This is a genomic window from Burkholderia crassaminum (assembly GCF_964265005.1).
Classification (GTDB): Bacteria; Pseudomonadota; Gammaproteobacteria; order Burkholderiales; family Burkholderiaceae; genus Burkholderia.
Genome location: NZ_OZ183800.1, coordinates 3,054,903 through 3,075,782 on the forward strand (window position 1 = coordinate 3,054,903; position 20,880 = coordinate 3,075,782).

At 56.6% G+C, this 20,880-nt stretch carries 13 protein-coding genes, 1 pseudogene and 1 riboswitch; of the genes and pseudogenes, 4 read left to right on the forward strand and 10 right to left on the reverse strand.

The features are described 5' to 3' along the window. Positions 1-872: 872 nt before the first annotated feature. Positions 873-1,769: a DUF2971 domain-containing protein gene (locus ACPTTF_RS30760; protein WP_423369463.1), complete on the reverse strand. Its 897-nt coding sequence runs from the start codon at positions 1,767-1,769 to the stop codon at positions 873-875. Positions 1,770-2,220: 451 nt separating this feature from the next. Between ACPTTF_RS30760 and ACPTTF_RS30765 the strand changes: the two genes are divergently transcribed. Genes ACPTTF_RS30765 through ACPTTF_RS30780 form a run of 4 tightly spaced genes read left to right on the forward strand, consistent with a single transcriptional unit; the run spans position 2,221 to position 5,220 of the window. Further along, positions 2,221-2,607, forward strand: coding sequence for a hypothetical protein (locus tag ACPTTF_RS30765; RefSeq protein ID WP_423369464.1), 387 nt, complete (start codon positions 2,221-2,223; stop codon positions 2,605-2,607). A gap of 2 nt (positions 2,608-2,609) precedes the next feature. Further along, a complete protein-coding gene (locus ACPTTF_RS30770) occupies positions 2,610-3,941 on the forward strand; it encodes a nucleoside 2-deoxyribosyltransferase (protein ID WP_423369465.1) in 1,332 nt (443 codons plus the stop codon). Next, positions 3,938-4,558, forward strand: coding sequence for a 7-cyano-7-deazaguanine synthase (locus ACPTTF_RS30775; RefSeq protein WP_423369466.1), 621 nt, complete (start codon positions 3,938-3,940; stop codon positions 4,556-4,558). The genes ACPTTF_RS30770 and ACPTTF_RS30775 overlap by 4 nt, the downstream gene beginning before the upstream one ends. Next, entirely contained in the window at positions 4,555-5,220 is a 666-nt protein-coding gene (locus ACPTTF_RS30780; protein WP_423369467.1) for a hypothetical protein, read from the forward strand. The genes ACPTTF_RS30775 and ACPTTF_RS30780 overlap by 4 nt, the downstream gene beginning before the upstream one ends. Positions 5,221-5,536: 316 nt before the next feature. Here ACPTTF_RS30780 and ACPTTF_RS30785 read toward each other — a convergent pair. From ACPTTF_RS30785 to ACPTTF_RS30825, 9 genes and pseudogenes are all read right to left on the reverse strand, one after another. Next, a protein-coding gene (locus tag ACPTTF_RS30785) for an IS3 family transposase (RefSeq protein ID WP_423369468.1) occupies positions 5,537-6,666 on the reverse strand; the annotation gives its coding sequence in 2 pieces (ribosomal slippage) (positions 5,537-6,405 and positions 6,405-6,666; 1,131 coding nt in all). Between the two features lie 278 nt (positions 6,667-6,944). Further along, on the reverse strand, positions 6,945-9,722 hold the full coding sequence (locus tag ACPTTF_RS30790; protein WP_423369469.1) for an HD domain-containing protein: 2,778 nt from the start codon (positions 9,720-9,722) through the stop codon (positions 6,945-6,947). A gap of 157 nt (positions 9,723-9,879) precedes the next feature. Then, positions 9,880-11,043 carry a hypothetical protein gene (locus ACPTTF_RS30795; protein ID WP_423369470.1) on the reverse strand — a complete coding sequence of 388 codons (1,164 nt, stop codon included), beginning with the start codon at positions 11,041-11,043 and terminating at the stop codon, positions 9,880-9,882. Between the two features lie 1,048 nt (positions 11,044-12,091). Beyond that, positions 12,092-13,349, reverse strand: a pseudogene (locus ACPTTF_RS30800) (IS256 family transposase). 121 nt (positions 13,350-13,470) lie between these two features. Continuing rightward, positions 13,471-15,651, reverse strand: coding sequence for a KAP family P-loop NTPase fold protein (locus tag ACPTTF_RS30805; RefSeq protein ID WP_423369471.1), 2,181 nt, complete (start codon positions 15,649-15,651; stop codon positions 13,471-13,473). A 732-nt stretch (positions 15,652-16,383) separates the two neighbouring features. Beyond that, entirely contained in the window at positions 16,384-16,722 is a 339-nt protein-coding gene (locus tag ACPTTF_RS30810; RefSeq protein WP_423369472.1) for a hypothetical protein, read from the reverse strand. A 42-nt stretch (positions 16,723-16,764) separates the two neighbouring features. Then, positions 16,765-16,868: riboswitch (SAM-I-IV-variant riboswitch) on the reverse strand. Positions 16,869-17,255: 387 nt separating this feature from the next. Further along, complete coding sequence (locus ACPTTF_RS30815) at positions 17,256-18,143, reverse strand: hypothetical protein (RefSeq protein WP_423369473.1); 888 nt, start codon at positions 18,141-18,143, stop codon at positions 17,256-17,258. A 134-nt stretch (positions 18,144-18,277) separates the two neighbouring features. Continuing rightward, positions 18,278-19,768, reverse strand: a complete 1,491-nt coding sequence (locus ACPTTF_RS30820; RefSeq protein ID WP_423369474.1) for a phenylacetate--CoA ligase family protein — start codon at positions 19,766-19,768, stop codon at positions 18,278-18,280. Continuing rightward, positions 19,765-20,787 (reverse strand): hypothetical protein, encoded by a 1,023-nt coding sequence (locus ACPTTF_RS30825; protein ID WP_423369475.1) that lies wholly within the window; start codon positions 20,785-20,787, stop codon positions 19,765-19,767. The genes ACPTTF_RS30820 and ACPTTF_RS30825 overlap by 4 nt, the downstream gene beginning before the upstream one ends. Positions 20,788-20,880: the final 93 nt, after the last annotated feature.

The following is a 20,880-nucleotide window of genomic DNA, read 5'->3' on the forward strand; positions in this document are numbered from 1 at the left end:
AATTCCTGGCGCGCCAAATTGCTTGGACTGCTGCAGAGTTCGACACCCCTCTTCATCGGACTATCGGGCGAGTACCCGAACCTACGCAGCGTGCTTGCGGAAGTCAAGGAGACGCACGTCTCGCGGAATTTTGGGCACCCTTTCTGGGGCGTGCGCCTCTGTGCGAACAATGACGCTAACGTATCCACATGGGAAAACCGTGCAGTTTGGTGCGAACGAGTCGAGAATTACCAGGCCATTCCAAAACTGCTGATGTCCATCTGCAAGCGGTCGGCCGAGTTCATGACAAAGTCGAAGCTTGGTATCAGGTAGCCCTCTACAGCAATCGCCTCCAGTTCGGAGATAGCATACCGCCCCGCCTGCACCTCAAGCGCGAGCCGAACTACCCCACCCGCGGATGCCGGCATCAGATGCGTCGCAACTCGTCGTCGAGCGGAGTGATAAACCGCGGCAGGTCATACCTACATCGTTCGACGCGCACCCGGCGCTCGCCATGCCAAGATAAACCGGCCGCCAGTGGGCCATAGCCGGGCCGACCGCATGCATCCGGTCTCGCTTCGTATGCTCGAGCCGGTACGATGCGCTTGCGCGTGGTGTCGCAACGAGCTCGAGCTTTCGCCCATGGTCAAAGATAGGGCGCTGCAGGCGAGACGACGGCGGACACGCACGTGATGGTCTCAGATTTGCCGTCGGTCTTACTGTACGGTGAATTATGTGTCGCAGACTACGTTACTCAATCACCTGACGTACGGCAACCACGGGAGCAAGCCCTCCCCTGAAGGGGTGCGATGTCTGCAGCTGGAATATCCGTCATGCAAGCGTGGTCGAGGACGGCGCCTCTAGCGTGGCGCCGCTTTAACCTGATTGCTCGACTACACGGTCTTGTTCACGAGCTTGCTGGTCGGATGGTTCTCAATCATCCATCGCGCCATCTCAGCAAATGGGGAGCTCGTTCCGGCGAATATGTGCGCGGTTCGCGCTGAGATGGTTGGATTCCGGAAGTCGCCTGGGTAGAGAATAATCTCCTGGCGGAATCCGTAGCCCACGTTGTCGACGGCCGACAAAGTCAAACCGATTTTCGTCTTGTGTAGCATCTGAAAAATCTCCTTCTGCTGCAGCACGGGTGTCCGCTCACCCATCGAAACAAAATGGATGGCTTGCTGAGGCACCTCTGCGGTGAACACGGGGAAGCCTCTTGCGTCGAGGACTTCTGTTTTGTTGCAGTCATGTAGAGCGCGAATAATGCGGACCTCCTGCTCGTACTGCCACTCGACGGATTTCGCGCAAAGCTCGGACAATGGTACATGCGCAGCTTTATATGAATCGATATGTTTTTTCGGCCGTTCCTCCACGTACTCGACCGGTATTTGACCAGTAAAGAACTCGTGGTCGGCATCGAAGGCGATGACGGCGCCTTGATACTGGTCGGCGTAGTGCGACCACATCAAGATTGAGTTGGGGGATTTCGACAGACAGAGAATGCCGACCTGCTGATTGAGCTGGTCCAGGATATTTCGGGACGTGAAATCGCTGGCCACATGCCCGTCCGTCACCTGGACGACAGTGTCGAGCGGGGCTTCGCGTCGAGGGGAGAAAATGTCGAACGAAAGGCTGATTTGCTCTTCCGCCTGGTCAGTCCGAACGATTATCTCCGGCAGCAGCTCAAATGGGTCATTGAACGCTCCGGGCTGGGTCAGGCGAATGGACCCTCCGAGTATCCTCTTCAGCGTAGGGATAGTTACGTACTTGTGCAAAAGGTTCTTGGCCATCAGTGCTCCAGTCTAACCACGCTCCTCAGGCGGCGGCTCGTTGTCGGCGTGGTCCGCATGGCCTCGTGTAGTTCACGTGGTCCGCTTAAGGAAAATACCCCGTATTCACAGTGTACTCCCGCCAAATTTTACTCCTCGCAAATTCACTGCGACCTTCTGGATAGATGTGAAATACTTCACGTGAGCAACACTCTCGCGCCGTGAAATCGCATTGCACGATGCGACGCAGAGAGGCCATCAGGGTGAAGCGGGACGCGCCGAGTCTATTTAGCTCAATCGGTCTATCGCTTTCCGCACGAGTGGTTTCTTCATACTCGCCATGCACCGGGCTTAGATTGCGATGCACGTGTCGAAGTCACGCCAACTGAATTTCAGATTCTTGTACACTTCGGTAGAGAATAAAGCACATACACTGCTGGAAAAGACTTCATCAACCACGCGAGGGGGCACCATGGGAAGCTCAGGCTCGGGCAATTTTTCGGACTATCCCGGCACGAAGGCCAAGGAAGTCGCGGGCGACGGAACTGGAATGGCAGGAGGCGCGAGCGGCGTTGACAAATGCAAACAGGCGTTCGCGGTTCTGTTGGAGGATGTCGGTCAGTGCGATTTCTACTCGCAACTTAAGAAAGTTCCTGCGGCAGGCGACCATTTGGATATCGTCTTCGACAAGAAGCGCATCTTCGCAGTCGATGTGAACGGTGTGAAGGTTGGAGCGCTCCCCACAGCGTTGAATTATCTCGCGGCATGCCTGGCAAGCGGCATTTCATATGTCGGCGTAGTGAAGTCGTCGGCAGAGAAGCCTGTTCCCACGGTGGAGGCTGACTTCGGTCCGCAATAGCCATGTCCCAAACGGATGCAGTTCTGCTTGTTGGCGAGCTTGTTGTTGATTTCACGCTCGCTCAGCACGGTGCAAAGTGCAAGCTTCGTTTGGGTGGTGTAGGTCATGCAGCGAGAGGGGTATGGGCCGCAGGGCTCAACTACTCCGTGGCGGCGTTTTGTCCGCAATACCTCGTTGACGAAGCGAAGCGCTATCTGGCGGAGTGCGGGTGCAATGAGTTCATCTGGCTTGGCGATGTCGTCGGCGCTCCGAATGTCATCCTCATTGGTGACGCGACGGAGGTTTCGCATCAAGGCTATGAAGACTTGATGCGCGTCACCAAGGTAGTGAAATTCCACGACCCGCTTCCGCGCCTCGATGCGTATCAGAAGGTTGTTATCTTCCCCGGCCGGTTCGATATCAACGAACTCACTAGCGCTTTCTCCCCGGCCGCACGGTTCTCGTTCGACATCGCGTATGACCTGGACGACCTGTCAGCGCTCGAGGCATACAGCGGGCGCGCGGAGGCGGTCATCATATCGACGTCGTCTTCGTTGTTCGAGCGGCTCGGCAAGAACGATGTTGGCGGGTTGATAGCCGCAGCCAAGACGCTGTCGCCGGACGTGTTCTTGCTGAAGGAGAATCGTGGCGGCAGCCGGCTCTTCGATTTGCGCGATGGCAGCGTGGAAGAAATTCCCGCGACCCTTGGCAAAACGGTCAACTCCGTCGGAGTTGGCGACGTTTACACCGCTGTGATGGTCGGTCTCTCTCACAAGGGATGGACTGAAGCCGCGTGGCGCGGCTGTCAGGCTGCGACGGCGTACTCGCAGTCCACGTTCCCCGACGACATCAAGCGCGACGTGCAACGAGATTTCCTGCTGCCTCTCGATGCGCTGCAGTCGCTCGGCGGAACCGTGCTTCCATGGCACGACCGACCGCGCTATCCCATCTACCTCGCTGGCCCAGACTTCTCCTACGTTGTGAAGCCAGAACTTGACCGCGCAGCGGAGAGCCTCGCGTATCACAACTTCCGCGTACGTCGTCCTATCCAGAAGAATGGGGAACTCAAGCGGCCTGCGAGCGAGGCCGACTTGTATCGCACGTATCACATGGATTACGAGCTGCTGAATGAATGCGACGCAGTGTTCGCCGTGCCTCTTGGTCGCGACCCCGGAACCCTGGTCGAAGTTGGTATGGCAATTGCGATGGGGAAGCCCATCATCACCTACGACCCACGGCAGGAAAATGAGAACACGATGGTCGTCATCGGAAGTTCGGTATACTCCGCCGACCTCGACGTGTGCCTCAACGGCACTTTCGACGCTCTTGCCAAATTGAGGGCCGAATCGCAATGAAAAGAGCGCTTCTTCTAGCCTCTGGTGGCCTCGACTCAACGACTGTTGGGTACCAGCTCGCGGCAACGGGCGTTGACGTCGTCCCAATCTTTTTTGACTACGGACAACATTGCGTAGACGTTGAGTGGAGCCGAGTCAACGAGGTCCTGCCGGTCGATATGAGGCGACCTGAGCGCTTCAACATATCGGATATTTTCAGAGGTTCGCATTCGCGGCTGATTCGCGAGGCTGACCTCTGGACTGAAGAGGTCAAGGACGACGACTTGTACATCCCATACCGAACGATGTTGTTCTTCGCCGCTGCCGCGGCGCGCGCACAAACGGTGGGTATCCTGGATGTCTATACTGGCTTCATCAACAGCAACCACGCAAAAGAAATTGACTGTACTGCCGCATTCATGAACAGCCTCGACGGACTCACATCGAGCATTGGTCCCGTTCGTTTCTATTCGCCATTCCGGTATTCATCGAAGGCTGACGTGGCGTATACGGCGGCGGAGCTTGGTGTGCCTATCGGGCGGACCTACTCGTGCCAAGCGTCTGCACATTTTCCGTGCGGCGCCTGTCCGAACTGCGTCGAGCGGCTGAACGCATTGAAAGAGGCGAAGCTAGTATGAGCAGGACTGGAGCCAAAGGGACCGCCATCGAGGTGTTGGTCGCAGCGCGTCGCATCGCCGACCGCGCGAAGGACGAGGGCGCGCTTTTCGAGGAAGAGCATCCGCGGCCTACTTGTGAGCACCTCGGAGCCGTTCTCGCGGATTCCGTGCTTCAGGCGGGACTCAACTACACGACGGTTGTACGTCCCCGGGTACTGTCCATCCTGCGGGCACATCCGAATCGCCTCACGATTACCTCGTTGGTCGCGCTGATTCAAGACGGTCAGACAGGTGCGCTCCTGAATTGGCGCCACCATGAGAAAGTGACTCGCTTCGAAGCGCTGGTCATTTTCCTGAAGGAATGGGGAATCGAGGACGTTAAGGATTTGCGTGCCGGTCTGGCCTCTGAGGAGTTTTGCGATGCGATTCAGACTGTCAACGGCATCGGCCCGAAAACCGTCGACTACATGGCGTGTCTCGTTGGCATCGACTCCATCGCAGTTGACCGTCACGTAAGGAAGTTTGCGAAGACGGTTGGGGTCCAGAACGACGACTATCACTTCCTGCGCAAATCCTTCTGCTGCGCAGCCGACCTTCTCTCATTATCGCGACGCGAGTTCGACGCTTGGTTATGGCGTCGGGCTGCGGCACCGGCTCAGGTGCAGCTGACCCTCGAAGTCTAGGCACGCTTGTCGGAGCAGCGGTTCATGGAGAGCGCCATAGCGACAGGACGCCAAGCTAGCTGGCGAGGCTTACGCGCGGCTGGGCGTGGGGAGCGTCGCTTCGGAACGAATGACTATTGGCCCACTTGCGGATAGAAACTGCAGTTGCTGACGAAATCCCGGATTTTGTCGCGAACTCCGCTGATATCTGCAGCGCCTGTGCTCCCAACTGCTCCGTCCGCCGCAACCCAAGTCGTTATGACCTGCCTGGTTTCTTCGGGCCACTTCAATCTTGGAGAACGGCCTCGATGATCCGCTTGGGTTTTCTGGACCAGATCTAGAGCGAGTTTTCCGGCGTTTCGGGTTCGGTTGACCCCGATGAAAGCACCAGCTGACGGGCGAATTCGGCTGGTGCCAACTCTTTGAGAGCAGAGTGAGGACGACTCTCGTTGTAGTCCCGGCGCCACGCCTCGACAATCGCCTTGGCTTCGCCCAGCGTTTCGAACCAATGTAGGTTCAAGCACTCATCGCGGAATGATCCATTAAACGTCTCAATGTGGCAATTGTCCGTCGGCTTACCGGGCCTGCTGAAGTCGATTTTTGCTCGGTAGTGGTACGCCCACATGTCGAGCAGGCGCCCGGAAAATTCGCTGCCATTGTCCACGAACAGGTGTCGCGGAGCTCCGCGTCTGACGGCGATACGATTCAGTGCTGACACCACGTGTTCGCCTCTCAAACGCTGTCCGACTGCGATGGCTAATGCTTCTTTCGTGAAGACGTCCACGATCGTCAAGGTGCGGAACTTCGAACCATCAGCAAGCTGGTCGGCCACAAAATCCATACTCCACGCGTCGTTCGGTTTGGCCGGCACGATCTTCGCCACTCGCGTCACAACCATCTTTCGTCGCTTCGGCAACTTCGAACGTAACTGCAATTGCTCTTCGCAATACAGCCGGTACGCCTGGTTCTTGCCCAACTGCCAGCCCTCGCGGCGCAACAGCACGTGAACACGCCGATAGCCGTAGCGCACACGCGTGTGGGCAATCTCGCGCATGCGTGCACGGAGCTCCCGACGGGGATCTTTGACGCTCCGGTAATACTGGACGCTGCGCGGTTGCTTCACGAGCCGACAGGCCCGCCTCATCGTCAATCCGTAGTGGCTTACCACGTAATCCACCACGTCTCGTCTCAGCGCGGGCCGGGCCACTTTTTTGCAGCTACATCCTGCAGGACGGCCTTGTCCAAGCTCAGTTCGGCGACCAGCTTCTTCAGCCGTGCGTTCTCTTCCTGCAACTGCTTGAGTTCGCGTACTTGATCAGACTGCATCCCGGCGTATTGTTTCTTCCACCGATAGAACGTCTGTTCCGAAATACCGACCTGCCGGATCACATCGGCCACCGGCATCCCAAGTTCGGCTTGCTTCAGCACCGCCACAATCTGTTCGATCGAAAAGCGTTTCCGTTTCATGACAAACCACCTCCTGATTCAGGGTGAAGTTTGCCGCAAAACTCGCGCTCGGATCGGTCCAAGATTCCTAAAGCGGATCACTCCAGCCCAAGAAGGATGCACAGCGAGCTCAACCTAAATGTATTGACTGCCACACTCCTCCGAAGTTGCTTTGGATGGCGCCCGCCAAGGCGCAACCCGCCCGTATACAACGTAAGCGCGAATTCGCTTGGCGGCCATTCCAGCAATACTCCGTAAGTCAACGCGCTGACCATCGCACCACGGATGTATATTCAAAATTAAAGAAAACACTTCAACGCGTGAGGTGTGTGCCCAGCTTCGTCTTCCTTCAAAAGATTGACGGTGTCGGCAAGAGCGGATAACCTTCCGTCGTCTGCAAGTGCTTGAAGATGAGCGTGAAGCTCGGAGCCTCTTCGAACCAAAACGCGATGTCGGCCAAGGAATACGTAAGGCTTTCCATCCGGTGTCGTAAAATCCCTCCAGTAGACAGCGCCAGTCCATACCCCTCGAATTTCGGAGATGATTTCGGTCGATGGGTCCTCGAAATTCACCTTCTCCAAATCGACATTCAAGATGCAGACGTCCAGCCCCTTCGCGGCCGCAACAACATCTACTGTCGACGTTGAGTCATTGTCGAATAGCATCGAAAACATGCGATTCGGAGGAGCTAGGTAGACCGGCACATCCGGACACTCCTCAGCTCTCTTTTGCACAAAATCATACGTGAGCTGAAGCACATTCGGACTCTCGACGTTGATATATGGGCCTTGACCCACGCGTACTTGACTTCGAGTTGCCTGCAAACACACCACCCTCCCTTTCGTCTTGGAAAGCTCCTCCAAGTTCAAATGCCTAGCATTAGACTCTGCAGTAGCGAGCGGCACACCTTTTTTGACTGGAATGAGTTTTACGCAAATAAGGTCTTGGAAGTTCTTTTTCGCCGTAGCCAACTCATTTTCTGTAAACACGTCGTATACGTTCCCACCGTGCAATGCCGCCTCTTCGGCCAACGCGTATATAGCATCTGGCCGATACGAGCCGCTCTTCTTGAGAAATTCACGGTAACCATCGTGAAACAGGCGTTGCGCATCCGCTATAAACCGCTGGGCCGCTTCATTGAAGATAAGTTCTCGCCTATCGATAGAGAATTCAAATCCGCGCGGCGTAAGCGCATTGGCTCGGTAGAGGCCAACTCTCATTGCGTCGATGCACAGCGGTACGACGCGAACCGGCACAGCAAATCCGCAAACGCCAGTTTGGGGCATGTGAATATTCGCCATCATGCCGAGAATCGACTGGCCGGGCGCCGCCAAAAATGTCGCACGGTCGCCTTCCATCCGATATGCCAATCCGAGAGATAGCTCGGTAGCCTCAGTCGCTCCCATGTACTGATAGACTTTGATACCAATCTCTCCAGCTGCGGGTTGGCGCACCCCGAACACTGCCCCCTCGTTCACGGCCGGAAGTGCCGCGCCAATGTGCTCCTTAACACCGTCGAATGATATCGTCAGCGGAACCATCGAGCAAATCAGCTCGCCTCTCAGCGCCCTATATATGTCATCAATAATGATGTCAGTCTTTAGTTTAAGCGTGATAGTCGTTCCACACGGGCGTTCGACCGGAGTGAAAACAGTAAAATCCTTCAAGTCACTTAATTGAACGTCAAAGCCAAACCCTAACGCCCGCTCCGCCTGAGTCGGTTTGCCTCTGTAGTCCTCAAAGGGCGCCGTAGACACGGTTGCCACATCTGAGATGGAAAAGATTGACCAAAATCCAATTCCAAACCGCGCTATCGGCGCATATCCTTCGTCTGCATATGATTTCTCTCGCGACCTGCTGCTACCTACAGTAAGAAAGTTATTGAGCACTACGCGTTCCGACATCCCACATCCGTTGTCCTCTACAGTGACCTCTCGACGTTCCCTGTTGAACACAATCTCCACCTGCGGCTGATACCTGTCGGACGGCGCGGAATGGTGAGCCCGAAATCGACACGCTTCAACTGCGTTCTGAACGAGTTCGCGGAGGGCAATTCCCTTGTGGTTCCGCCACACAGCATTCGATGCAATCAGGTCGATGACGCTACGCTTGTTAAGCCGAACTCCCAAGCGATGAAAATTTCCTGAGCTGAGAACCAAATCGCGTTGGAAAGGTTCACCTCTTATCTTGAGTCTCCGCACCTTGCAACGCCTGTCGATGTCATGATATCCCTGAAGCCACCCTTCCATTTCGTCAAAGGTGCGATGTGCGAGTGCCAAAACTGCGGGTTCAGCAAAGGTACCGTTCACAACTATACGACCATCTTCGGTAACAGCAAGGCTATCCCCTGTGCAGACATGCTTCATATTCTCCGCATAGGATATGCGCGCAGCATCACTGTCATCTAATGCTAGTGATTCAAGGACGCCGTCGACAACTCGCGTATCGCTGAATTCGATAGCGTCGGCGACACATACAATTGCCGCCAACTGTGCTAGTTGGCTCTCCTTGTTCCCCGCGGCAAAAGGAACTTGAAGCTCCTCTTCCAACTTTGGGATGGCATAGTTATGAGCCTTCATCAGACGGTCGAGTGCAGCAATCAGGTTGCGCGGCACTCCGAGCTTATCGGCATATCTCTCGATATACGCTCCACCCCTGCTTGAATGATTCGCACGCAAATGATTTTGAAGAGATTCACTAGTTTTCCACCCCGGTTCGAGAGCGAAATTCAGTCGCGCGGCTAACGCCTCCTCCTCCCCGGGGAAAACTGCCATACCGAGGTCGTGAGCATATGCTGCAGCAATCAAGAGAAATACCTCTTGAGCGCTAAGTGCTTCCGGTGCATCGCGGTCCAAGGATACTGGCAGTATGCAGTCCGCCATCCTGCAAACCACCTGATACCCGTGATGAGCATCGTGTCGCGTATAGTACGGGAAGTAATCCTTGATTGTTGCCATCAAAGGAGCGATTTCACGAACAAAAGTTTTTACCCGCTCCGCATAGTCCAGGTCAATAGACTGAAGAAATTTGAAGAGCATTGTTTCTTGAAGTTCTACGATCGGCTCTTTAATCGACATTTAGCGTGCCCCGTCAATTCATGAATGGGAAACTTTTTACTATCATAACGGCGTTTCGTGACGTACGCCCACCCCCGGCTGTCACATTGAGTACAGTGGCCGAGCAGTCGAGCGGCGAAGCATGCCTTCGTCAGTCCTGGCCGGCCATCGTATTGCTTCAGCGGGTTAGCCTTTTATATTTCTTAACAACCTCGGCGCACCAGTCCGCGAATGACCCACTATAGGGTATAACAGTAAGACCGTGAAGTTCGTCGGTATGCGGGAACACGCTGCTTACCTTCTCCCGCTGAGTTGACTCCTCACTCTTGTCAACGTAGAAGAGAATTTTCTTGGAACCATCGATCCTATCCTCAGCGAATTGTTTGAGAATTAGCCGAACTAGAGCATCTTCTTCTGGCATGCTATAGCCGACGACGACGAGAATGCGCGTTTCCTGCAGCAGACGGACAATTTTCGGGAATAATGCATGAAAGTATTTTTGTGTATAATCCTGCTCCCGAGACGCAAGCATTAATTGCGGCGGATTTTCCCTCAATTCATCGTCTGACTTAGAATTCCTGTATTCGAAATCGAACCCGTCACCATTTTTGAATACTTCAAATCCCCCATTAATCTTGAGTAAATTGCTTACAAGCCAGTTGTCGTGAATTGTTACAGCAGGCGCGCGACCGCTATAGCGCGTGGGCGTTACTCCTCGATACGTGTAAAGCGTATGACTATCATCCGGCGCCAGGATATTATCCAAAATCGCATCGAGAACGTAGTCATAGTTCGTTGATACATAATTAGCACGCAACCCCTGAGGAATTCCCTGCGAACCATCACCCGAGCGCTGAATTATGCGAAACATGCTCAATATATCTCCCTGCGACTTGCTTATGGGAGTCGAAAATTCGAGTTTCTGGTCAGAATTTTCAAAAAACAACGGTGCCGTTTGCTCAAATTTTTTTCGCACGAGATACCGCAAATGCCGCTCTATCGCATCGAGATTCTGGTCATCAATGTATCGCGGGCGGATGACAGGATATTTCCTCATCATGCCAATCTGATAAACGATATCCTTAAACAGGGATGCCGTGATATCCAAATCGAATGGCTGATAATTATTCAGCGATAGAAATTCGTGAAGCGCCTCGCCGTGCTTTGCCCACTCGTTGTGCTTGAATGAGAACAGCGCGTCACCCACGGGGAAATTGATGTCCCAGGACTTCGAAAAGCCTGCGCCGGTGAAAAAGGTGAGATTGGTGAGGGGGATGTTGACCTCTGCCCGAGGCCTAGCATCGGCAAGAAGTTCCGCAAAGAGTTCCGGTGATTTATGCATGTGGCTGATCCTTTGTAATTTTTGGTTTTTGCAATAACACTTCAACGAGGAAAAGTACCAACGCGTCGATTGGAAAATAGCTCGGCAAGTTTGGCCATAACCGCGTCGCCAGGCCGCGGTCCTCGAGCACCCCACACGCTAGGCATGATTTCCATGCCGCAACTGCCGCGTAGACAGCGGGCCTGCTCTATATTTTGTTGGGCCGCGCATCGGTATGCCGACCTCGCTTAGCCCGCCGGGTGCCATACGAACAAGTCCCGCTTGATATGAGGCGTCATGGGCTACGACAAAACGAATTCACTATACGTCCTTCGCGCTTACCCCCTAATCCTGCTCCATGTACATTATAAGGTCCTGCATCGATGTTGTCGGACTCAGATGTTTATGCCTCTCGTAGCGTGCTATTGCCGCCACCGTGTGCGGTCCAATGCTTCCATCCGCTTACCCACTCAAATATCCACGCGTAATCAATTGACGCTGGACCGCGCGACGGACGTCCACTTCGTTTAGTGTTGCAGGTGCCAGTCCGGGCCGAAGTCGCGACTTTTGCAAGAAGAACATGCGCTTGCGAATCGGTAGCGGTAGCGGTAGCGGTAGCGGTAACGGTTGGTGGAACCCTGCCCTTGGGTATGGTTCGGCGACCCCGATACGCCGCTTGCAGCAATGCACGTCCGAGTTCTCAATCAAGGCCCACCCCGTTCGAGGTCATTTGCGGCACAGGCTCAGTTTGCCGGAGTGAAATGCTGAACTGATGCATCTAGGCGAATCGTGTCAAAAGCGCTGAATCGGCTTCGCTTGTAAACGGCATTGTCGGCGCTCCCTGTGGTTGCGTTCTCAATCTACATCATGCTACATCCGCCAGTAGCAAACGGCGCTCGTAGCCGTAGACACCGAACGGGACCCGATGGTCCCGATGTGCTGAAATGACTTGTCGTCGTATCGGGATGCCAAGCTGGACAGTCCTTTTGCCAACAGTGGTGTGACGGGATTCGTAAGCAGGAATCTGTCGTGAGGTATCCGGAATTTCGTGTGTGAGGCGGGTTGAGATTCAGACTCCAATGTTGAATCGTTCCGGGTAAAGCAGTGCAAACTGCGTCATCGCGCTCTTCCAATCTTGTCGGGAGCCGGTCCATTTGGCAACGACGTTGCGCAGTGCCAGCCAGATCAACTTCAGCGCGGCCTCGTCCGATGGGAAGTGACCGCGCGCCTTGATGATCTTCCGAAGCTGCATGTGCAGCGACTCGATCGCGTTGGTCGTATATACAATTTTCCGGATGTCAGGCGCGAAGGCATAGAACGGAATCACCTGATCCCAGGCCCGGCGCCAGAGTGCGGCAATCGGGGGGTATTTCGTGCCCCACGGGCTCGTATCGAACGCATCTAGCGCCACGGCGGCGGCTTCAGCCGACGGTGCCCGGTAGATCTCCTTGAGCGCCGCCGCGACCGATTTCCTGTCTTTCCAGCTGGCGAAGTCCAGCGAGTTTCGGATCAGATGCACGATGCAGGTCTGGACCGTCGTTTCCGGGAACACCGTGTTGATCGCTTCCGGGAAGCCCTTCAAGCCGTCGACCACGGCGATCAGGATGTCCTGCACGCCGCGCAGCTTCAGGTCGTTCACCACCCGCAACCAGAACTTGGCCCCCTCGGTCTGCTCGATCCAAAGGCCGAGCACGTCGCGCGTGCCATCGCGGCGTACGCCCAGCGCCAGATAGATCGCCTTGTTGCGCACGACGCCTTCGTCGCGGATCTTGACTCGCAAGGCATCGAAGAACACGACCGGGTACATCGGCTCAAGCGGCCGCTGCTGCCATTCGCGCACCTCGTCGATCACGGCATCGGTCACCGTGCTGATGAAGTCTGGCGACACCTCGGTGCCGTACATCTCCAGCAGGAAACCCTGAATCTCCCGCACGCTCATGCCGCGTGCGTACATCGCGATGATCTTGTCGTCGAAGCCGGTGAAGCGTCGCTCGCCCTTGGCGATCAGCACCGGATCGAAGGTGCCTTCGCGGTCGCGCGGAATCTCGACGTCGAGCAGGTCATCGTCGGTCGTGATGCGCTTGCGGCTGGTGCCGTTGCGGTGGTTTGTGCGGTCTACCGGCTTGGCTTCGCCCTTCTCGTAACCCAGGTGGTGGGTCAGTTCGCCGCCCAGCGCGCTCGAAGATCACCTTCTTGAGCGCGGCGAGCTGCTCGTTGATCGTCGCCCGATCCAGCGTTCCGGGTACCAGTTGCTTGATCAGTTCCGGGTCCAGGTTCAAGCCCTTGCCCGGTTCAATCATCACTTCTTCCTTGCGTTTGCGTAGCATAAAGTGACTCCCTGGCCGTCAGTTTATGCCTCACACACAAAGATTCGGATAGGCTCCGCTCTTATGGTTGCGGAACTGTAGCTCTGGGCGAACACCGCTCGCATGTGGAGCGAAGCCAAGGTCACTCCGCGTTTCGCTGAGAAATGAACTGTTTCACGGTCAAATCGTCCCGCAGGTCGCTCACGTACCACGAGAATTCTGATGCCCTCCCAGATGCCTCAACGAGCGTGGCCATTTCCTCTGCATCCCAAACATAAAGAAAGAACACATCGCGCTGAGTCTCGTGGTACGGAGCCGCCTCGTCCAAGAAGAACTCGACGCCACCATGCACCTTCTCACAGAAGCATCGAAACGCCTTGATTGCGTCGGAATCCTTTGAACTCTTTCCGATATGGGACAGACCAAACAGCGTGGAGAGAAGGTCTCCACCTGCCATTATCGTGCCAGACGTCACTTCCCTTTCTGCGCGCGCCCTCCACGCGTCAACGGCGGACGACACGGCCGACGAGTCGCCCAAAGACTCAATGCTATTGCTAACCTGGTATTGACTGGCGCCGCGAACCTGTCCACACCGCATACCCAGTTCGCTCAAAAAGTCGATGCCATACGGTACCGGCGTCTCCTTGACGAACTCAATTGCGATGTCGCGGCTATCGCTTCCACAACACTGCAGGCAAGTTGCCGCCAACAGACCGACTGCTCGTCGATAGTCCCTGGCGTGATATGTCATCGACTTCTGCACTGAGCTGGCGCGAATCAACTCACGCACAACGCCAGGACCATCAACACTTCCCGCGGTGTCGAAATAAGCAATCAGATGCCTGAGCGTAGATGCCCCTTCCTGATAGTCGAGGCTACTCAATATCCGCGACAAGTCTGCCGGCTTCGCCAGCATCGCATGGAGACCCGCCACCTCATGCACACCATCGACCGAGGTCCGCCCCATAAACCGGATGAGGCGCGTTAAATCGGAAATTCGGAGGTGACTCACCGCTCGATTGGAACTGTCGCTATGCGTAATCGGGAACAGGAATTTCAAAGAAGCAGCAGCCTGACTTCTCTCGCTCTCGTCCGTTGGCAAGTGCGCTTGCCAAGCAGTACGAGCTTCTTCCTTTGAATGCCGGAAATACATACTCCAGTCAGTGGAGACCACTTCGCTCTCGACCGACCAGTACCGTCCGGTAAACTGCTCAGGATTACGAATTATAGATTCACGAAGCTTCGGAAATCGCTGAAACAATGCCTCTGCAACCACGACGTCCGCGGCGTTCACTTCATGCTCGGTGCTCGCCAGACTAACAGTTAGCCGGTTCATCAGCCGGACAATGTCTCTCGGATAACGGCAGAGACTGCATACAAGTGCCGTTGCCGTTCCCAGCAGCTCCGCTTCGAAGGGCTTAAGCTGGCGGCCCAGCCTAGACAGGAGGTCTTCTAAGTCCTCGGTGAAATGGTCGCGGAGCAGCCACGGAAACGCAGGCGAGATGGGGTAGGCAACCTGAACGATTTTTTCAATATAGGCGTCGCCGCCGGCAACCGGGCCGCCGCCCAGGCTCTCGCTCACAACGCTGCGGTCATACGCGAGCAGATAGGCTACCCGAGGGAAGTCGGCAACGGCCTTGATGGTACGAAAAACCGCCTTAATCTCGTCCGGGGTCAACCGGTCAAGGTCATCAACGACCACAACGATGCTTCGGTCGAGCTTCTTGAGGGCGCGGACCACCTCCTTCTTGCGCGCCGCGAGCCCTGACTTCACTGCAACGAGTTTTTCCGCTTCCTCGACGACCTTCTTGGCGTCATCCGCTCTCGTGGCCGCCGTGGTGGCCATCTCGCCAGCCTTATGCAACGCATTTCCTACGTCTTCCGCGGCGAGCCCTGCAAAGCTGACACCGGGGACATACTTGAGATACTTCATGTGTCGCAGAAGGCCTGCGTACCCCAAGATTTTCCCGGTCACTTCAAGATACTTCTTGGCTTTCTTCTTATGCGCGCCCGCGCCGATACCTGCGGCAAGCTCAGTGAGTAGCGCCTCAACGAGTGCATCTGCGCCGGCAAGCATCCATGGATTGAACTCGACAATGATGGGGGCTTTGGTGGGTGTGCGTTTGAGCGCTTCTACGATATACCGCACGACTGTCGTCTTGCCAGAGCCCCATGCTCCCTCGATGCCAATCACGATTCCGGGGCTATCGGGTGGCTGGACTAGCAGGTTTCCAACGAGCTCGGCAAACGACTTTCGACCGTATAGGTCATTCTCCACCTGCGGCTGGTCATGCTGGAGGGTCGCGTGCTGGCGCTGGGTCATGTGCACTATCTCGGTAACGGTCGTCAACGAATGATGCTACATCGACTCCGCCTCAACAACGCCCTGTCCGAATCCAACCGACGCACCGCTATTTCGCATTCGATAGACAGGGCGCTTTCCGCTCGCCATAGACGACACGATGTGTGGATTTGTGGACAGTCGCTCTTACGAGCGGGCCCGCGCTGGGCGGTTGGCCCGACTTCAACTGCGTTGAACGCAGGCAGACCGTCATTTTCCTTCGTTGAAGACCAATTCCTGACCGGCGCCGTTCCGGCGAATCTGTTTTTGTGCCGCGACCGCTCTTGATGAAACTACTCGAGCAAAGTGAGCAGGCGTTCCTTCGTGATGAAACCCTCCGCCGCGCGCGTGACCGCATGCTCGGGATTCGCTCGGGCCTGCTTGTCGAGCTTTGCCAGCGCGCGCACCGTACTACTGATTGCTCGGGAGCGTGGCCCTTGGGTCTTCCCGGGTGGCGGGCAGTGGACCGGCGAAGACATCGCATCCACGGCTATTCTGGAACTCGACAAGGAGACTGGGCGGCAGGTTTCCAGTAGCCGTTACCTCTTCCAGTTTCAGGGTCTGCTGTGGCGCCGGGCAACGCTAAACCGGACGTGCAAAAACAAAAGGATATCGAAGCCGCGAAGCAAGCCGAGGTCACGGCAAGCGCTGAAAGGCTTGCGGTGCTCGGCATAGTGGGTAAGACCTATGATGCGACGCGCGACCACCTTCCGATCAATCCCCGGAGGCAGCCGACCCAGCCCGAACAAAATGATGCTCCATCCTCGTGCGCAGCACGCCATCGAGCGCGGCAAGTCGATCGCGCAGTCGAACCGCTTGCCCTTCCGTCATTTCCCCGAGCACGATTTTCTGCTCGAGAACATCACCACAGCGGGCGATGGCCCAACGGTCAACCGTGGCTGTTTCGCCTTCGAGTACGGCAGCCGCTGTCGAGACAATGCCCGGATTCAATCCCGAAACGAGATGAACCGTATGCGTGAGCGTGAAACCGGGAAGGAGGTGCGACCAGTCTTCACAGACGGTCTGGCGGGAAGCAGAGGTAACTTGGCGCATGATTGCTCCGGTTGAGTGGTTATCGAACCGGTGCCAGCCATGCTGCTCCCGTTTCGTTGCCGTAAATCGGCCGCATCGCCTCAAGGGCGTCCACCTTGCCCGGGAGGGCAGGTTGGCGTCGGATAACCCGACTCTGGATGCTTGACTTCTCTCGTTCGACATTCCGAACGATGGTTCATTATATCGAAAAGCAGGCGTAGCGCAAGAAGTGTCGGGGAGCGGCACTTCCGCCGGATGGCACCACCGATCCGGCCCTGGTACTGGGGGAAGCGCGTGGGTGGTTAAGTTCGCGGACGGCCAGCAGAGGCAGGAGATTTCGTATCCTCGCGCGGAGGCTCATCCGGCGGCGGACCTGAGGCGTGGTCGCTGGCACGGCTGAGCAACTAGATACCGGTGATTGCGGCCGCGCCGAATGACCTGCTGCTCGAAAAACGGCGGTCGAACATGCATGAGGTCAGTGCGCGGAATGGCCGGCTGACTCGACCGGCGCTACCCGACATCAGCCATTCCCGGCATACAGATCCCGAGACTTTCTATTTTTTCGGCGCACCACGTGGAGGTGGTAGCCCCGTATCGTCCGGCTGAGACGATTTCGTCCGGAAGGCCATCAGGGTCCGGGATTTTGCAATACATGCTCGATATGTTGCCGGCGTCTTGAGCGTCGAACACTGCGACATTTCTCGCATGGTCTCTTGCAGCTCCTGTATTTGAAACTCCGCCCCTCTCAGCCGACTCTCTACGAACACTTTCTCGGCAAAACGATCCTTGTCATCTACTGACGCCGGTTTAGGGGGATGCAATATTGCATCCAGCCCCACCGCACAAAACAATGTGCCGGTACCAATGAGCAGCATGGCGATGAACGCCCATAATTTGGCGTCCTTCGCGGCCTCCCTTTGCTGGAGTTTCATTTCCGCCAGGCGCCTCCGCAACCGTCTTGATTGACGCCTGAGTCGCTCCTCCACCCCGCCAAGATCCTCCTTCAGAGCGAAAATTTCCGCCTTACTGGAGATATCTGGAAAAACCAATTGACGTACGCGTATCAGCCAGTGAGGCTTTTTGTTTTTCTCTTTGACCAGAACATGGGTCTTCGCCCCTCCGGCGCTCCCGTGACTCGCCGCTTCCGGGCGTGATCTCCCGCCACTCGCATTTTCATGGTCACATCCGGCTTTACGCTTCCTCGACACACCGCCAAATACCGGAAGTAGCGAAACGCCCGTACCGATGAGAATCAGCGTCACCCCGGCAAAGTTTGAAAGCACACCCAAATCAGTGCCAACTGCCATCGAGAATGGCTTTACGACCACCAGCACACACAAGCCAACAAATATCAACCAACACACCCGCCACCAACCTGTCCTCGAGATCTCCCGTCTCAAATAACTCCACAGGCGCCGGAGAACATTCTTCTTGTTTTTCATGCACCCCTCTCACTCAACCAATGCAACGTCCCGTGAACACATAAAATCCGTTCAGTAGCAAGCCGCCAGTCGTTTTATTCCTCACTCACCGCCCCTCCGACCACACTCGCCCAAGCGCACCGAAAACGACGCCTTCACGCGATATACCTGTTCTTGATCCGAATATCCCGCCCCTGAAACGGCCCCGTATCATGATCATGCACATGCACGATCACCTGCTTCGGATCGAACAGCCTCGACACCTCGCGGAAATCCTGATTCACGCGCTTCATGCCTTCGAACATCTCCCCATGCAGCGCCGCATCGTCGAGCCGCATCGGCACACCGCCCAACGCCCGTTCGAGATGGAGATGCAGGAAACTCGTCAACTGCGCATCCTCGGTCGTGGCGAGCTGGAACGTGCTGATCGCGTCATGCAGCACCGGCGAAGCGGACAGAACCTGCTCGATATCGGACGGGAACACTTTCGCGCCATAGAACGGCACGCTCGAATCATTACGGCCGTACACGAACAAGAACGGGAAATGGCTGGTCCGCGATGCAAAGTCCGTGAGGCGCATGCCATGTGCCGACAGACGCTTGTTCAGCTCGCGGAACGTATACGTCCCGCCCGAATCGCGAATGTTGTACCGGATCTTCGGCGCCGCGCCCGACTGCCGCCCGATCGTCACCAGCAGTTCGCCATCGTCATTCGTTTCGATCACGTAATCGAGCGCGTTGTACTGGAAGATCATCGGCGGCGTATCGCGCCCGAACACCTCGCGGCACAACTCGGGCCGTGCGAGCAACGCGCGCCGCAAGCCGATCGTCGTCGGCGTTTCGACGCCGATGTTGATCTCGAGGTCCGACGCGCCATACGACGAGATCACCGTGCTCGCCTTGCGCAGCAGATGGTCGCGCAACGCTTCCGACAACCCTTCCCCGCCGACGATGAAATCGATGTGGTAAGCGCTCAGGTCGAGATCGCATTCGTCGACCACCGAGCGGATAAACGGCGGGTAGCCGAATATCAGGTACTGGTATTTCGGCCCGAACAGCTTCAGCGTGTTGATCAGCTTGGCCTTGTCCGGGCCGATCGACTTCATGATGCCGACGTCGACGAGCGACATCGACACGTTCATGCCGGTCGCCCACGGCCCCAGCGCGAAGCAGTTCAGCAGCATCTTGCCGGAGTCGCGAAACACCAGCTGATAGTTCAGTTGCAGGATGCGCTTGACGTCGCTGCGTTCGGCCGCGCTGCGCACCCAGTTGTTCGGCTGCCCCGTCGACCCCGACGATTCGTCGATGACGACACCCGACTTCGGAATGGCTCCGCCGTAGCAGCGCTGCTCGATCGAATAGCGCTTGATGTAATTCTCCTTGGTCATGGCGGGCAGGTCGGCCAGCCGCCATTTGCCGCCCGCCTTGTAACCTTCGGCCTTCAGGAATTCGATGTACGCCGGGCACGACGTGCTCGCCTTGAGGAACGCGACGCGGGCGCGCATGCGGCCGACAAAGGTCAGATACGGCTGAAAAATCGGCGCGTTGAGGAACACGTAGAGACGTCCGTCGACGCTGATCACGCGACGAAGGAACCAGAGCGTCCAGAGAATGGCTTCGAGAAAGAGGCGAATGAGCGTGTTCATGCGGATTCCGGCGAATAGGACGAAGCCGGCGCATCGACGAGGATGTCGGCAAGCGCCCTGCGTTGGCTTTGCGGCGGCGTACGCGAGTAGCCGACCTTGAACACGAGCCATGCGCGGTCGACGCCGGCATGCGCGCTGAACCACGCGGCGGCGTCGGGGTTCGTGACCAGGTTGCCGTACGGGTGCAGGTACAGGCCGAGGCTCGTCAGTGCCAGCCAGAAGCGCAGCAGGAAACGGCCCGACTCGATCGCATTCTCCGGATTGAAGAAATCGCCGCTCAACACGCCGATCGCCGGCACGTGGCCCAGTTGCGACCGGTACCGGCGCTTGAAATAGAAGCGCGTCGGCTTGAACATCAGGATCTTCGACAGACGCGCAGACATCCAGAACTCCGCGCGCGACAGGTTCATGCAGCGCCAGTCGAGGCCGTCGCGATGTCGAGCGGTCGAGCGATCCGTGAAACGAAACCATGAAGTGATTTCGTCGTGGTAGTCCGCGACGTTCATGTCATGGAACACGGCGTCGATGTTCGCCGCGATAATCGGCTCGATCCGCTCCGCACCCGACAGGTGCGTATATCGATGCCCCCATTCGTCAGCCAGCGCCGCGAGTTGCGTGACGGCTGCATCCGGCACCGGTGTCGGATCCATCGAAATGCGCGACGTGCGGCGCGCTAGCATCAGCGCAGATGGATCGTCGCGCGATGCGTCCGCGTTGGGGTTGGCGACGAGTCGCAACGCAGCGAACGGAATCAACCCCGGAGGTGTCGGCCGGGACAGGATGGCCGCGAATTCCTGCACCGGGCGATGCAGTTGCCATTCGATACGCAGGCCATGCGGTGCCGCGAGCAGATCGATCGCGTCGATGAACATGCCCATCGCGGACAACAGGAACGCACCGGTCGTGTCTTCTTTCGGCAGCGTGCGCGTGCCGTCGATGAACAGCTCGGCGTAATCGTCCGAGATCAGTTGCACACGCCACGGCTGGACGTTGTGCGGCGACGGTGCGTGTCGGGCCACGGACAGGATCGTGTGCCAGACAGTAAAGGCTTCAGTGGGAATCCCCGGCATATCTCGTGGCTTCCTTGTTGTTGTGCGGCTGATTGCCGTTGT